The sequence below is a fragment of the Candidatus Methylomirabilota bacterium genome (assembly GCA_036005065.1).
GTDB lineage: Bacteria > Methylomirabilota > Methylomirabilia > Rokubacteriales > DASRDR01 > DASYQW01.
In genome coordinates this window covers 1-14,959 of sequence record DASYQW010000300.1, presented here as the reverse complement: position 1 = coordinate 14,959, position 14,959 = coordinate 1, and the positions used below count along the sequence as shown (strand labels likewise).

The window sequence follows — 14,959 nt, the reverse complement described above, 5'->3', positions numbered from 1 at the left end:
TGCCCCCCCGTCGCGGCGGCGGCGAAGCCGCCGCTCGGAGCACTCCTCGATGCACCACGCGCTCGGCGGTCGGTGCCGAGGCATGGGAGAACTGAGGGATCGGGTCTCGAGCCCCGTTCAGGCGGGGCGAAGCGGGGGAGGTGATGCCGTCAGGCCGCGCGCTTCTGGTGACACTTGGCGTGGACGACCTCGCCCCGGACGTACCCGACCGCCTGCCCGGCTCGCAGCGGTCCGCCGCATTCGGCGCAATTCTTGTCCAGGTCGTAGGTCAAGTACGTCCACTCACCCTTGCGATGCTCGACGCCCATGAAGAGCCCCTCCCGTGCCTGTGCATTCCACATACCGGCCACCGGCGGCCCCTGCACTTTTTTGTTGACGGGCTCAACTTCTGTTGAGTAAGCTGCAGGGCAGTGAGAGCATGGCGGTGAGCCGAGAGCCGTATTTGAGGGAGGGCGCATGGAGCTGCGACTGACCCGACGTCAGCAGGAAGTGCTCGGGTTCATCCGGATGTTCTCCCAGCGCCACGGCGTCCCGCCCACGGTACGCGAGATCGGGGAACGCTTCCGGGTGACACCGCGGGCGGCCTTCGATCACCTCCGCGCCCTCGAGCGCAAGGGATTCCTGCGCCGCCGGAGCGCGGCCGGCCGGACCTCCCGGGCTCTCACGCTGGCCGATCGCGTTCCCGCCGCGCGAGAGATTCCCATTCTGGGCCGGATCGCCGCCGGAGCGCCGCTGCAGTCCGAAGAAAACCGCGAGGGGACACTCCAGCTCGCAGCCGACTGGTTCGGGGGCAAGAACGAGGAGGTGTTCGGCCTCCGCGTGCGCGGCGAGAGCATGGTCGGGGCCCATATCGTCGAGGGTGACGTGGTAGTTGTTCGCCGGCAGGACCACGCCGAGCCCGGCGACATCGTGGTGGCCCTCGTCGACGGTGAGGCGACCGTCAAACGCTTCGCGCGAGATGCGCAGGGCGTGGTGTTGAAGCCCGAGCACCCGACGCTGTCCCCGATCGTCGTCCGTCAGGATGAGCACGATTTCCGGGTTCTCGGGAAAGTGGTCGGGCTCGTCCGTCAGGTCTAGTCCCATGCGCGAACCGAGCGTCAGCCAAGGTATCGCGCCCTTCGCCGGCTCCCCGGCCGTCCGGCGCCGGGCGGGTCAGCGGGCGCCCAGGTCGCCCCGGCCGGGTCGGGTCCGCGCGGCTGGCCCACGCCTTCCTCGCCGCGGTCAATTTTTTTGGGCGGCGCCCACTCAACATATGGCGGCATTCACGGCTCGCCGGGTGCCACTCGGAGACCTCCTGGGCGCCCTGGTGATGCTGAGCACGTTCGCCCTCTGGGGGCTGGCCCTGCACCTCCTCGCCGGCTGACCCGGGCTCCCGGGTGACGGGGCCCCCCGCGGCGGTCTTGGTATCGCGTCTGCACAGGACCCCCTGTGGAGTCACGACGCCATGCCGGTGATCGGGGTCTCGGGCTCTTACGGCGGACTGAACCTCGGCGACGAGGCGATTCTCAGCTGCGTCATCGACACCCTCCGCAAGGCGGTGAGCGGCGCCGAGATCGTCGTGTTCTCGCGGAATGCCCAGCACACGGAGACGCACCACGCCGTGGAGCGGGTCGTCGCCGTCCGCGAGGTGAGCCGCGACGAGATCATCCCCGAGATCCGGGGGCTCGACCTCTTCGTGCTCGGCGGTGGGGGTCTCCTCTACGACCGGGAGGCTCATACCTATCTCCGAGAGGTCCAGATCGCCCGTGATCTCGGTGTGCCCACCGTGACCTACGCCATCGGCGCCGGCCCCCTGGAGAGCCCCGAGGGCCGCCAGGCCGTGTCGAGCGCGCTGAACCAGATGGATCTCTTGACGGTCCGCGAGATGCGCGCCAAACGGCTCCTCGAGGAGATCGGTGTGACGCGCGAGATCGCGGTGACCGCCGATCCAGCGCTGTTACTCGCTCCGGAGCCCTTCAGCGTCGAGATGCTGAAAAAGGAGGGCGTCCCGATGACGCGGCACCTGGTGGGGGTGTCGGTGCGCGAGGTGGGGCCGGCGGCGCCGGATCTCGGGGAAGTGGGCTACCACACGCTGCTCGCCAACGCGGCCGACTTCGTCGCCGACCGGCTCGATGCCGACATCGTCTTCGTGCCGATGGAGCGCGGCGACATTCGGGAGTCGCACGCCGTGATCGGGCGGATGGCCGAGGCCGAGCGAGCCTTCGTGCTGAAGGGCGAGTATCGGCCCGGGCAGATCCTCGGGCTGATGGAGCACCTAGACATGGTCATCGGCATGCGACTCCACTTCCTGATCTTCGCCGCAATCGCCCGGGTGCCCTTCATCCCGCTCCCCTACGCCGCCAAGGTCGCCGGGTTCCTGGAGGATCTCGGGCTGCCCGCGCGCACGCTCCAGGAGCAACACGCGGGACCCCTCCTGGCCTCGATCGACCGGTGCTGGGACCTCAGGCGCGAGCTCCGGGAGACGCTCGAGCGGCGCATGCCGGCCCTCCAGGGGCGCGCGCGAGAGACGGCGGGTCTGACCGCGCGGCTCCTCGACGGGAAGTCGGCGCCGAGCGAAGCCGCCCAGCCGGCAATGGGGTGAACCCCGAGGGGACTCACCCATGCCGCCGCTCCCGCCTCCGCGGGATTCTCGCCAGATCACGCTGCCGGCGCGCGCCGCCACGCTAGCGGCCGACGCCGACGTGCTGGTGGTCGGCGGCGGCCCGGCGGGGCTCGGCGCCGCGCTGGGGGCCGCCCAAGCCGGCGCCCGGGTGGTGCTCGCCGAGCGGTATGGCTTCCTGGGTGGGAACGCGACGGCCGCGCTCGTGATGCCGCTCATGTCCTTCCACACCCGGCGCGCCGCGCCCGCCCCCGCGCCCGTCGATGCCCTGCTCCCCACCGATCACGGACCGGGCGAGCCGGTCATCGCCGGTGCCGTCCGAACGCTGGTCGAGCGGCTGGTCGCTGCCGGCGGCGCCCTGCGCCCCTCGCTCGAGACCGGCTTCACGGTGCCCTTCGATCCCGAGGTGTTCAAGCTCGTCGCCCTCGACCTGCTCGACGAGGCCGGGGTCACCTATCTGTTCCACGCCTTCGCCAGCGACGTCCTGGGGACACCGCGGCTCGAGGGCGTCGTCTTCGCCACCAAGTCGGGTCCACTGGCGGTCCGGGCGCGAGTGGTCGTCGATGGCACGGGGGACGGTGATGTCGCGGCGCTGGCCGGTGCGCCGTACGAGCTCGGGCGGGATTTCGACGAGCGGGTGCAGCCGATGACCCTCATGTTTCGGATGGTGGAGTTCGAGCGCCGGGCATTCTCCGCCTACGTAAAGGCCCATCCCACCCAGTGGCGGGGGGTGCACGGGCTCTACGACCTCATCCGGGAGGCCACGCGGGCCGGCGTGCTCGAGCTGCCACGGGAGGACATCCTCTTCTTCGGCACGCCGCACGAGCGCGAGGTCAGCGTGAACAGTACGCGGGTGACCAACGTGCTGGGCACCAACGTGTTCGATCTCACACGGGCCGAGTGGGAGAGCCGCCGCCAGATGCGGCAGATCGTCGCCTTTCTCCGGCGCTACGTTCCGGGCTTCGAGCAGTCCTACCTGGCTCAGAGCGGCGTGCAGATCGGCGTACGGGAGACCCGGCGCGTCGTTGGCGAGTACCGGATGACGGCGGACGACATCCTCGGAGCACGGCGGTTCGCCGACGTCATCGCCCGCGGCACGTATCCCATCGACATCCACAACCCCGAGGGCAGCGGGACGATCCTCAAGCGGGTCCCGCCCGGCGAGGCCTACGACATCCCCCTTCGCTGCCTGTTGCCCCAGCGCGTCGAGCATCTCGTCGTGGCCGGCCGCTGCATCTCGGGCACCCACGAAGCCCATTCTTCGTATCGCGTCATGCCGACCGCGATGGCCACCGGCCAGGCCGCGGGGGTCTGCGCGGCGCTGGCGGCGGCGGCTGGAAAGGCCCCGCGCGAGATGCCGGTGGCGGATATCCAGCGCGAGCTGGCGCGCCAGGGTGCGGACATCCGAGGCGTCGCGTAACGAGACACCCCTGTCGCCGAGACGCGCTGGTGGTATCGGGCTTGCTCGGAATCTGGGTCTGGAGGTGGTTACTATGCGACCAGCCTCGAGACCCGTCGTGGCCCTCGGACTGTTGACGACGACCCTGGTGGTCGGTCTGTTAGCCGGTCTGGCCCTGGCCCAGACCCAGCCCGGCACGGCACCGCCGCCTGTCACCCCGCCGACGATGTCACCGGTGACACCAGCCGGCGAGGGCGCCGGTGCATGGCTCACCATCGGCATGGTCGTGGGACTCCTCGTGCTCGTCGGCGGCGCCGGCAAGCTCCTCGACCTCCGGCGCAAGCGGCAAGCGGAGGCCGTGCACCTGCAGGCCCAAGTCTCCGACGCGCTCTTGCGCGAGCAGGCCTTGTTCGGCCTTCCCGTCACTCCGACGGCGCATGTGCCGACGTGGCGCGGCTCGCCGGCTACGCTCGAGATCTCTGGTGAGGTTCCCACGCCGGAGATCCGGGATGCCATCCTGCGCCTCGCCGAGCACGAGGCGATGAGGATCCGTCCCGACGTCCGCATCGAGGACAAACTCTCGGTCATCCCGTCCCGAGTCGCGCGCGTCGCCTGACGCCCGTTCGCGCATCGCCCGGCCGGTGGTCTTCCGCCGGCCGGGCCGATCGGCCCGGTCTCCCCCGCATCTGCCCGTCTCCGGCACGGCACGTGCATTTGCGACGCGGTGGTGCTACATAAACACGCCATGGAGGCGGTCATGTCCTCGCTGATTCGGTTTGCAGTCGTCCTCGGGCTGATCTTCGTGGTGGCCTCCCCGGCCATCGCGCGGGTCGCTGCCATCGAGACCACGGCCCCTCTCGACGACCATTCGAAGACCTCGATCGAGGAGGCGGTCACGCAGGCCCTGAGGACGGCCGTGCGAGGGGCGATGGCCATGGGCCTTCCCTGGGTGCGCGTTCGGCAGGCCCTGGTGTTCACCGACATGGTGTCGGTCCAGATTCTCGCGAGTGACTCCGAGCCCGCCGAGGACGAGGACGCGGAGCAGAGCCCCGACGAGAAGGCCATACCCACCGGCGGGATTAGCCTGTGAAGAATGGAAGGGACGAAAGAGCCATGAAGCGATGGGAGCAGCGGATCGACGAGGCCCGCCAGCGCAAGCTCTTGGGCATGCTTTCGTGCCCGCGGTTCACGGGTGAGGACCGCGAGCTGGCGTCGCGGTGGACGACGTGCGCGGTGGGCGAAGCCCGGCTTCGATACGGCGTCAAGATGGACCGGGCCCTCGGGATTCTCGGCGTGAAGTTCTATCGGGCCGTCCTCTGGAACCGGGTGGACCGGGCCGCCCAGCTGCACGAGAGGATCGAGGACTACGCGCTCGAGTGTAAGGGCCGGGCTTGGGAGCAGGAGCAGGAAGGGCGGGTCCGGGACCACGAGCGGATCGAGGGCGTCGCGACTCAGGCCGCCTAGGAGTCATGGGGAGGGGGACCTCGAGGGACCCACTCCCCGACCCACCCCCCAGGACGCGGTTGCGCGGGCGGAACGCCAACCGTTGGCGGTCGGCCATCCCACTGCGCGCGGTCACTCGGACAGCTTCCGGGGAACTGTGCTCGCCCTCCACCGCGCGCTTCGACGTAACGATGATGCGCTCGGCAAGGTGCGTCGGGATGTGAGTCTCGGGGAGGTGCAGCGCGGGGCGGTGCCTGCACCCGGCGCCAATCAGGTCGGGTGGGCGCACTCACGGCAGAACTTGGCCGCTGGGGCGAGCTGACGGCCGCAGTTTACACAGGTCCGCGCGAGGGCGTGGCGCACTCCCTCGCAGAACTTGGTGACCGCCTCGTTCTCGTTCTACGGCACTGGGCACCCGTTCACTCCCACATTCAACCTCTGATGCACATTCCGACATCGATGCCCCGAACCAAGCACATCCACACCGCACGGAAATGCCCCGCTAAATGGACGCCACAGCTTAGTTCCTGTCAGAACCCCATTCTGATATCTGTAAATGACGTTCGCTCCTCTATCCGCCCCTCCTTTACCTGTTCCTTTCAAGGCAGCGTTGCCTGAAGGGATGTACACCATGCAGTGTCCATAGCCAATTCCCACCCGGTCTCCTGCCGGTTCGCCGAAGTTTGGATTTGCTGCTGAAATATTAGCGAAAGTGCAACTTGAATGCGGTGGGAAGTTTGGGTTGTTGTGGTATGAAGTCGTATACTCGATCCTACAACTAGACCAAGTTCCAGGAATAGAGAAACCCTCCATAGGATAGTTGATTACCAGGACATTCCGATAAAGCACAGTATCATCAGAAACGTGACCAAGGTCTTGCAACACCGAGGCTCGAGGACTGCCACCGATAGGGCTTCCGTCAATAAAAGAGCAGTTCTTACACACAAGTCCCTTGACACCGTTATTATTGTTCCAGAGACCAACCGTTCTCGAATTGACCGACACATGGTTCTCAAAGACAATGTTCGCTTGGGCCGCGCTCCTGTTGTCAATTGTGACATCTCGGTGGTTGTCGATTCCCATATTCCCTAAAAACCTGTTGCTGGAGCCAGCTCCCGGCACATCTCCTGGCTCTATGGAAAGGAAACCATAACCGTTGTGCTCCGTAATATTGTTTTCCATCCCTGATTGCTTAGCCGGATAGAGCACCATGGCAATACTATGCCCATTCGCAGTACAGTCAGGACCTGGCGGGGGATCATCGGGTGGCCATTGCCCAGGGATTGTGGGATAGAAGTGTGCATTGGCATAATTTCTTCTGAGAGTGATCTTGATTCCACCGGCCACCGAGATCCCGTGTCGGCAGAAATCATATACTTCTGACTCTTCCAATAGAATATTGGAAGAGCTCTGCAGTAGGATCAAATGATGGTTCGCATACCTGTTATTTCTTCTCGAGAAGAGCCTGAATAGCTTGATGTTGGAACTCTGATAAATATGCAGCAACCCTCCAAAGTTATTATACTGGCTCTGGCTGTTGTCGGCGTCGGAACCTTCAAATCTCAACCCTCTGATATTCCACCACGAACAGTTCTGCATTGTGAAAGCGGTCCAGGTCAGCCCGGTTGGGCCGCTTGTTCCTCCGGCCTTCAGCATCGGCCGCCTCTCGTTCTGGGCCTTGATCGTTATCGGCTCTGTTGCGGTTCCGTGTTGAGCATTCGAGCCGCAGATAATGCTCGGAATTCCCGTGGTTGATCGGGTATAGGTCCCATCCTTAGCTATCAATGTGTCCCCAGGAGCTAATCGTCCTAAAGCAAAAGCCCACCGTTTCCAAGGTAAAGCGTTTGTTCCTGGATTTGAGTCTGATCCAGTAGGTGAGATGTAGAAGGTATTCTGGGCATAGCTCTCCACAATGCTGAAGAATAGGAGAACGATGCAAAGGAAAGCGAGACTGAGTAGTATCTTCATGACAATCTCCTTGCCCCCGGGATAGCTCATGACGATACTCCATCCGGCCGGGTTCGACAACAGCCGCCTCGCGCCACCGAGGATCACGAAGCGGCCCGGCTCGGTCGCCAGGGACGAGTGGGTACGCTCGAGCGTGATCCCAGTCGCCGGCAACGGAGTCAGCGGAAAGATACGCCGGGCTCATCGAGGGTGACGGGACCACCTTCCCGGAGAACTGGAGACGGAGGGATCGCCCATGCCGGGATCCTCGCCTTCCTTCGAGGCCCCTGCCAGAGGACTCGACGGGTCTCGGGCGCGGAGGCCGCCGGGGACGAGCTTCGCTAGAATGGACGTGTGACCCTGGGGGATCTCACGCGTCTCCACCGGCGTCTGGCCGCCACTCCCCGCCGGCTCGAGAAGGTCGCGCTCGTCGCGGAGTTCCTCCGCGCGCTCACCCCCGGGGAGATTGCCTGGGCGGTGGCGTTCCTGGCCGGTCGGCCGCTACCGGCCGCGGACCCCCGCGTGCTGAATCTGAGCTGGGCGACCCTTGGCCGCCTCCCGGACGCACCCCCGCCCGCCGGCCCGCACTCGCTGACGCTGCTCGAGGTGGCCCGGGCGTTCTCCGCCATCGCCGACGCGGCGGGTGCCGGGTCCCGAGCGGCCAAGGCTGGTCTGCTGCGGGACCTCGTCGCCGCCGCCGGGCTCGAGGAGCGATCCGTGCTGCTGGCGATCCTTGCGGGGGAGATGCGAACGGGGGTCCACGACGGGCTGATCCAGGAGGCCCTGGCGGTGGCCGCGTCGGTCCCACTCGCCCTGGTGCGGCGGGCCAGCCTGCTCGTCTCCGACCCCTCAGAGGTGGCGCGCATCGCGCTCCTCGAGGGCGTCGCGGGTCTCCAGGCGGTGTCCGTCCGGCTATTCGTGCCCCTGCTCCCCATGCTGGCCGAGCCGGCCGAGGACCTGGCCGAGGTCCTGGCCGCCCATGGCGGCCGCACGGCCGTCGAGGTGAAGTACGACGGCGCGCGCATCCAGCTCCACCGGCAGGGCGATGCGGTGCGGATCTGGAGCCGGCGTCTCACCGAGGTCACCGCGAGCCTGCCCGAAGTGGCGGCGATCGGGCGCCGCGAGCTCCTGGCGGATCGGCTCATCCTGGAGGGCGAGGTGGTGGCGGTCGCCGCCGACGGCCGCCCCCTGCCGTTCCAGGACCTCATGCGTCGCTTCCGCCGCGTGCACGAGGTCGACGCCCTCGCCCGCCAGATCCCCGTGCGCCTCTACCTCTTCGACTGTCTTTCCCTGGAGGGGGTGACGCTGGTCGATCGGCCCTACGCCGAGCGCTGGGCGGCGCTCGCCGAGACCACGGGCGGCCGCCATCTGGCCGAGCGCCGTCTCACGGACGACCACGAGGCCGCCGAGCTCTTCCTGCGCGAGGCGGTGGCGGCCGGGCACGAGGGGCTCATGGCCAAGGCGCTCGACAGCCCGTACACGCCCGGTGTCCGCGGCAGCCGCTGGTTCAAGGTGAAGCTGGCCGATCGCCTCGACTGCGTCATCGTCGCCGCCGACCGCGGTTCGGGTCGCCGGCGGGGATGGCTCTCGAACTACCATCTCGCGGTGCGCGACGAGGCGGGCGGGTTTGCCGAGGTCGGCAAGACCTTCAAGGGCCTCACCGACCGGGAATTCGCCGAGATGACGGAGCGGCTGCGGGCCCGAGCTGTGGCCGACGACGGGTACACCGTCCGGGTGCGGCCGGAGGTGGTGGTGGAGGTCGCCTACAACGAGATCCAGGGGAGCCCGCAGTACGTCTCGGGACTCGCGCTCCGCTTCGCCCGCATCACGCGCATTCGCGACGACAAGAGGCCGGAAGACGCCGACACGCTCGCCGGGCTGCGGGCGCGCTACGCGCGGCAGTTCGAGGCGAAGGGGCGAGCCGCCTGGTGAGGACCGATGGCGCGATACGGCGAATTGACGGCGGCCGGCCGACCCCGTATCCTTGCTCCTCGTGACCACTGGCGACCGCGTCTCCACCGGACTCGCGCGCCTGGACGCCATGCTCGACGGCGGCCTCCTGCCCGGGACGCTCACCGTCGTCTACGGGGCCACCGGGATCGGCAAGACCCACCTGGGCCTCGCCTTCGCGGCGCAGGGGCGCCAGGCGGACGGGCGCCGCGGCCTGGTCGTCGACATGAACGCCCGCGGCGACTCCCAGCAGCACGTCCCCTATGCGGCGCGCCTCCACGGCTGGCCCCTCACGCGCTGGACACATACCGTCATGCCCATGGCCGATCCCTACCCCCCGCCCGACGAGCTCGAGGCCCACTACCTCGACGTCTTCTCGTGGGTCGGCCGGCGGAGCGACTACGAGCTGGCCACGCCCGAGGGCCGTGAGTTCGACTGGGGCTGGAAGGCGGCCTACGCCCGCGCGCTCTACACGGCCCGGCCGTTCTTCTACTTCCACTTTGCCCACGGGGCTCACCGGGTGGCCATCGACGGGATCGAGCCTTGCCAGCCGGACGACGCGATCCAGCTCTACCTGGTCGACGAGCTCTACCGGAAGGTGATCCACCGCGATGCCGAGACGCTCGGCATGGAGATCTGCCTCCCGGTCTGGCGGCACCGGGCATTCATCGACGCCCATCGGTACGACCACGGGGCGATCACGACGCTGCTCCTGTTCACGACCGAGGAAACGCGGCTCGAGGACCTGGTGGCGCGGAAGATGCTGGCGGGGGACCCCGGGGCTGTCGCCAACACGGTGCTGCTGATGGGCCGCGAGAAGGTGGGCACCCGGGTGGGGCGGTTCGTGGGCGTCGCCAAGCACCGGGGCAGTGCGATGACCGACGAGATCGTCGAGTACCGGATCGACGAGCGGGGCCTCACCTTCGAGTGACCGGCCGTTGGGCTCCCGCTCCCAGCTGAGCTTGCCCGGAGGGAGCCTCGACGGCCTCCTCCCGAACCTCACCCGCGAGCGGCTCGAGCGCTACCGTGACGAGGCCTTCCGCCGGCTCCCCGGGCGGCGGGTCCGCAGCGCACGGGAGGCGCTCGCCTTCGTCGAGGCGGTCGGCATCTGTTCCACCTTCTACCGCTTCCCGGAAGGGCTCGGCTGTCTGTGGGAGGCGGTGGCGGGCCGGCGCGATCCCCGCTGGCCCCGCCGCTCTCACCACGATGCGGGCATCGGGCTGACCTGGGAGCTCAAGGACACGCTGCCCGCCCGCCGGGCGGTCTACTACGGCAAGCTGCTCAAGGGCCGCCCCGTCCTGGTGGCGCTCGATCTGTTCCCGGCGTTCTATGCGCTCGTCCGGGGCCGCCAGCGCGCGCGCGATTACCGGCTCGAGTACGAGGCTGGACGCCTCTCCCTCGCCGCCAAGCGGCTGATGGATGTCCTGATCCGCCGGCACCCGCTCTATACGCGCGAATGGCGCGCCGAGTGCTTCATGCTCGACCCGGGGCGGACCCGCGAATTCGAGCGCGCCGTGGCCGAGCTTCAGCAAGGACTGTTCGTGGCCAAGGTCGAGGAGCGCTACGATCCGACGTTCTCCTACCGCTGGGACCTCCTCGAAGCCTGGCTGCCCGAAAAGGTGCGGGCGGGGCGCCGGCTCAGCCGCCGGGCGGCCGTCCACCACCTCGTCGCACGCTACCTGGGGGCCGTCGGGTGGACCACGGTGCGGCAGCTGGCCCGCCTGTTCGGGCTCGGACGTTCCGAGGTGGCCGACGCCCTGGGCGCCCTGGTGCGGGCCGGCGCCGCCCGGACGGACGTTGCGGTGCCCGGCCTGCCGGTTGACCTCGTGGTCCATCGCGCGCTGCTCGAGCGCCTGGGTGCGGGCTCGTAGTGGAGGCCCCCCCCGCGTTTCGTTACATCGACGCCCACACCCACCTCCACCCGGCGCGGCTCGCCGCGGCGATCCGCCGCTGGTTCGACGAGCACACCGACTGGAACCTGCGAGGCCCGACCGAGCCCGCCGCCGTGGCCGCGGACCTCCGGGCCGCCGGTGTCGAGCGCTTCGTTTTCTTCTCGTATGCCCACCGATCGGGCATGGCCCGCGAGTTGAACCGCTGGCTCCGGGATACCGCCCGGACCCTGCCCGACGGGATCCCCCTCGGCACCGTCCACGCGGCGGACGAGGAGCCCGTGGCGATCGTCGAGGAGGCCTGCGGGGCCTTCGGCTTCGCCGGGATCAAGGTCCACATCCAGGTGCAGCGCTTCTACCCGGACGATCCGCGGATGCTCCCGGTCTACGAGCGATTGGTCGAGCTCGACCGCGCGCTCGTGATCCACGTCGGGACCGGGCCGCACACCAACGAGTTCACGGGCATCGCCCGGTTCACCCGGGTGCTCGAGCGCCTCCCGGGACTGCGGGCCGTCGTCTGTCACATGGGCGCCTTCGAGACCCGGGCCTGCCTCCGGCTGCTCGATCGCTTCCCGAGCCTTTACCTCGACACCACCATGGCGATGACGCCGGCCTCGTTCCCGTTCACGCGGATCGACCCGGAGACGGTGCGCGACACCGACCTCGTCCGGTACGCCGAGCGCATCCTGTTCGGTAGCGATTTCCCCAACCTGCCATACCCGTACGAGGAGGAGCGGCGCCACCTGTGGGGGCGCGACCTGCCGCTCGCCGTCTACCAGCGGATCTTCTACGAGAACGCCCGGGCCGTCTTCCGCCTCTAGGATTTCGCCGGGGGCCGTGGAGCCTCCCTCCTGAAATCCTCTCGGAGTGTGTCGGAGTATCCCGGCAGCTCGCCCCGAGCAGGCCATGCGTCGAGCAGCGCTCCGAGCGCGGGCTTCGCCCGCGCAACTTTTCCTGGGGAAGGTTTCGGAGGGGCCGTTGAGGCCCCCTCCGATCGACTAGCGGATGTGGAGGAGGGCGATCCCGCCCAGCACCAGAGCGCCGCCCACGAGCTGGAGCGGTTCCAGGCGCTCGCCCAGGACGAAGTAGGCGACGACGGCGGCCACGATCGGCTCCAGGGTGGCCGTGAGGCTGGCGTGGGCGGCGCTGATGCGCGCCAGACCGGACAGGAAGAGCCCGAACGGCAGGAGCGTGCCGAACACCACGACGACGGCGAGGCCGAGCCAGATGGCCGGGGGGTGCGCCGACTGCAGCAGCGTCCACGGCGGGGCCAGGGGGAGCCAGAAGGCGGCCGCCGTCCCCAGCGAGTACGTCACCCGCGTCCACGGAGATGCGGCCGGCGCCGCCCGCTTTCCCCACAGGCTGTAGAAGGCGAACGCGGCTGCGCAGAACACGCTGGCCGTCAGGCCCAGCGCGTTCAGGCGGAGCACCTCGGGCTCGTACGCGCGCACGACGAAGGCGGCGCCGACCAGCGTGGCCGCGGCGGCGATCAGGTCGCGGCGCTCGAGAGGCTCGCCGTGGATCAAGACCGAGGCCGCCAGCACGAGGAGCGGGGAGGTGTAGATGACGAGCAGGGTGGTCGCCACCGGAATCCGGGTCAGCGCGAAGTAGTAGGTGTACTGCGACAGCGCCATCACGATGCCGAGCAGCCCCAGCTCACACAGATCTCGTGCGCTCACCCGCAGGAGGCCCGGCTTGACGGCGGCCAGCGTGCCCGCCACGATGACAGAGGCGAGGGCGGTGCGCGTGCTGATCAGCCAGCTGGGGGGAAGACCGGACGTCAGAAGCACCTTCGCCACGATGCTCTGGGCGCCCCAGGAGGTCGCGGCGGCGGCGACGAGCGCGTAACCGGCCAGCGCGCTGGGTCGCGGCGCCTTCTTCTCGGACACGGCCCCCACCGTAGCAAGCCGCCCGAATGATCGTCAATCTCGGGATGGGGATGCACACCGATGCGCGATGAACGGGCGATGGGCGGCCAGCCCGCGATCCTCGCCCTCGAAGCCCTCGGGCTGGCCCGCGGGCTGCTCGCCGTCGTGGCCGAGGTCGTCGAGGGCCCGGCCTGGCTGGTCGGCGGCGCGGTGCGGGACGCCTTGCGCGGCGCGCCCGCGCCGGTCGAGGACCTGGACATCGCGCTGCCGGCCGGGAGCCTCGCCGCCGCGCGGCGACTCGCGGATCGGCTCGGGGCGGCCTTCGTCCCGCTCGGCGAGCCTCATGGGATGGCGCGGGTCGTCGTGCGCACTCCGACCCCCGCGCTGATCGACCTCGCCGACTTTCGCGGGCCGTCGCTCGAGGCCGACCTCACCGGCCGCGACGTTACCGTCGATGCGCTGGCCGTGCCGCTCGACGCGCTCCTGGGCGGCCGCGCGCCCGTGATCGACCCGACCGGCGGGCTCGGCGATCTCGCGGCGCGGCGGCTGCGGGCGTGCGGGCCCACCGCGTTCGCCGACGACCCGGTGCGTGTCCTGCGGCTGCTCCGGCTGGCCCATGCCCTCGGCTTCGCGGTGGAGCCGGAGACCGAGCGCCTGGCCCGGGCGGCGGTGGCGGGACTGGCGGCCGTCGCCGCCGAGCGCGTCCGGGACGAGGTGACGCGCTGGCTGCGACTCCCGGATACCACGGCGGTGCTCCGGGACGCCGAGGCGTGGTCGGTCCTCTTCACCTTGCTTCCCGAGGCGGTCCCCATGCGCGCCACGACCCAGTCGGCGCCGCACCGCTTCACCGTGTGGGAGCACTCGGTGCGCGCCCTCGGCGCCCTCGAGGCGTTGCTGGCGGACCTCGCCCTGCTCGTCCCGCACCACTCCCGCGTCGCGGCGCATTTCGGCGAGTCCCTGGGAAGCGGGCTCACGCGCCGGGAAGTGCTGAAGCTCGCCGTGCTGCTGCACGACGTGGCCAAGCCCGAGACGCGGAGCGTCGACCCCGACGGCCGCGTCCGCTTCAGCGGACATGACCGGCTGGGAGCGGAGCGCGCGGCGGCGATTGCGGCCCGGTGGCGCTGGCCGGGGCCGGCCGCCCGCGTGCTCGAGCGCCTGGTGCGCCAGCACCTCCGCCCGATGCACCTCGGGATGCTCGCCGAGATCAGCCGGCGCGCGCGGTACCGCTTCTTCCGCGACCTCGGCGACGAGGTTTCCGATCTCGTCTGCCTCACCATCGCCGACGCGGCCGCGACCGATGACCGCCCGCCGGCCGCCGTGTACCGGGGCGCCACCCGGGCGCTGCTGGACTCGCTCCTCACCGGGCAGGTCGAAGCCGCCGAAGAGGCCGCCGAGCCCCCGCTGGTGCGGGGCGGAGACGTGATGGCGGCCTTCGGCCTGGCCGCCGGCCCCGAGGTCGGGCGGCTCCTGGCCCGCGTCCGCGAGGCTCAGGCCCTGGGACTCGTCCGGACGCGCGAGGAGGCGCTCGACTGGCTCGCGCGCCAGGAGGGATCACCGCGCGGTTGACAGGGGCTCCCGGCCCCCACTAGAATCGGGTCCGGGACGCGGGCGTAATTCAGCGGTAGAATGCCAGCTTCCCAAGCTGGACGTCGCCGGTTCGATTCCGGTCGCCCGCTCCATCCGGACGGGGGGTTACGGCGCGCGCCGTGACCCCTTGTCGCTCTTGCTGCCCACCGCACTGCGTCATATCGGGCATCCCACCCGCCGGTGCAATAGCCATCGGTGCGGCGTTGGCCTCGCGAGATCGCGAAAGGAGGGCGATGCAATCGAGCGCAGGAGATATAGCGCGTGAAACTGTGGCGGG

At 69.2% G+C, this 14,959-nt stretch carries 14 protein-coding genes and 1 tRNA gene; 12 read left to right on the top strand and 3 right to left on the bottom strand.

Translation table 11 applies throughout. The annotated features are described in order from the left end of the window. Window positions 1–149 precede the first annotated feature (149 nt). On the bottom strand, window positions 150–308 hold the full coding sequence (locus VGW35_20730) for a hypothetical protein (GenBank protein ID HEV8310095.1): 159 nt from the start codon (window positions 306–308) through the stop codon (window positions 150–152). A gap of 148 nt (window positions 309–456) precedes the next feature. Here VGW35_20730 and lexA point away from each other — a divergent pair, with 148 nt between their 5' ends. The 6 genes from lexA to VGW35_20700 all read left to right on the top strand — a co-directional run bounded on the left by lexA (window position 457) and on the right by VGW35_20700 (window position 5,462). Then, a complete protein-coding gene (gene lexA / locus VGW35_20725) occupies window positions 457–1,077 on the top strand; it encodes a transcriptional repressor LexA (protein HEV8310094.1) in 621 nt (206 codons plus the stop codon). 367 nt (window positions 1,078–1,444) lie between these two features. Continuing rightward, a complete protein-coding gene (locus VGW35_20720; protein ID HEV8310093.1) occupies window positions 1,445–2,581 on the top strand; it encodes a polysaccharide pyruvyl transferase family protein in 1,137 nt (378 codons plus the stop codon). Window positions 2,582–2,600: 19 nt separating this feature from the next. Continuing rightward, entirely contained in the window at window positions 2,601–4,019 is a 1,419-nt protein-coding gene (locus VGW35_20715) for an FAD-dependent oxidoreductase (GenBank protein HEV8310092.1), read from the top strand. A 97-nt stretch (window positions 4,020–4,116) separates the two neighbouring features. Next, the gene (locus tag VGW35_20710; GenBank protein ID HEV8310091.1) at window positions 4,117–4,614 is read left to right on the top strand and encodes a hypothetical protein; all 498 of its coding nucleotides are present in this window, start codon (window positions 4,117–4,119) and stop codon (window positions 4,612–4,614) included. A 141-nt stretch (window positions 4,615–4,755) separates the two neighbouring features. Beyond that, on the top strand, window positions 4,756–5,088 hold the full coding sequence (locus VGW35_20705; GenBank protein ID HEV8310090.1) for a hypothetical protein: 333 nt from the start codon (window positions 4,756–4,758) through the stop codon (window positions 5,086–5,088). Between the two features lie 23 nt (window positions 5,089–5,111). After that, window positions 5,112–5,462 carry a hypothetical protein gene (locus VGW35_20700; GenBank protein HEV8310089.1) on the top strand — a complete coding sequence of 117 codons (351 nt, stop codon included), beginning with the start codon at window positions 5,112–5,114 and terminating at the stop codon, window positions 5,460–5,462. 378 nt (window positions 5,463–5,840) lie between these two features. On the opposite strand, the gene VGW35_20695 is transcribed toward VGW35_20700, so the two are convergent. Then, window positions 5,841–7,439 (bottom strand): right-handed parallel beta-helix repeat-containing protein, encoded by a 1,599-nt coding sequence (locus VGW35_20695; protein HEV8310088.1) that lies wholly within the window; start codon window positions 7,437–7,439, stop codon window positions 5,841–5,843. Window positions 7,440–7,742: 303 nt separating this feature from the next. Between VGW35_20695 and VGW35_20690 the strand changes: the two genes are divergently transcribed. The 4 genes from VGW35_20690 (at window position 7,743) to VGW35_20675 (ending at window position 12,048) form a co-directional block, all read left to right on the top strand. Further along, on the top strand, window positions 7,743–9,320 hold the full coding sequence (locus tag VGW35_20690; protein ID HEV8310087.1) for an ATP-dependent DNA ligase: 1,578 nt from the start codon (window positions 7,743–7,745) through the stop codon (window positions 9,318–9,320). Between the two features lie 61 nt (window positions 9,321–9,381). Continuing rightward, complete coding sequence (locus VGW35_20685; protein HEV8310086.1) at window positions 9,382–10,269, top strand: ATPase domain-containing protein; 888 nt, start codon at window positions 9,382–9,384, stop codon at window positions 10,267–10,269. 7 nt (window positions 10,270–10,276) lie between these two features. Continuing rightward, complete coding sequence (locus tag VGW35_20680) at window positions 10,277–11,209, top strand: crosslink repair DNA glycosylase YcaQ family protein (protein HEV8310085.1); 933 nt, start codon at window positions 10,277–10,279, stop codon at window positions 11,207–11,209. Continuing rightward, window positions 11,209–12,048, top strand: coding sequence for an amidohydrolase family protein (locus VGW35_20675; protein HEV8310084.1), 840 nt, complete (start codon window positions 11,209–11,211; stop codon window positions 12,046–12,048). Before VGW35_20680 ends, VGW35_20675 begins: the two co-directional genes overlap by 1 nt. A 177-nt stretch (window positions 12,049–12,225) precedes the next feature. Here the strand turns inward: VGW35_20675 and VGW35_20670 are convergent, their stop codons facing one another. Further along, window positions 12,226–13,116 (bottom strand): DMT family transporter, encoded by an 891-nt coding sequence (locus VGW35_20670; GenBank protein ID HEV8310083.1) that lies wholly within the window; start codon window positions 13,114–13,116, stop codon window positions 12,226–12,228. Between the two features lie 60 nt (window positions 13,117–13,176). On the opposite strand from VGW35_20670, the gene VGW35_20665 reads away from it, so the two are divergent. Together VGW35_20665 and VGW35_20660 are read left to right on the top strand one after the other, a co-directional pair. Continuing rightward, window positions 13,177–14,661, top strand: coding sequence for an HD domain-containing protein (locus VGW35_20665; protein HEV8310082.1), 1,485 nt, complete (start codon window positions 13,177–13,179; stop codon window positions 14,659–14,661). Between the two features lie 38 nt (window positions 14,662–14,699). Continuing rightward, window positions 14,700–14,774, top strand: a tRNA-Gly gene (locus VGW35_20660). Window positions 14,775–14,959: the final 185 nt, after the last annotated feature.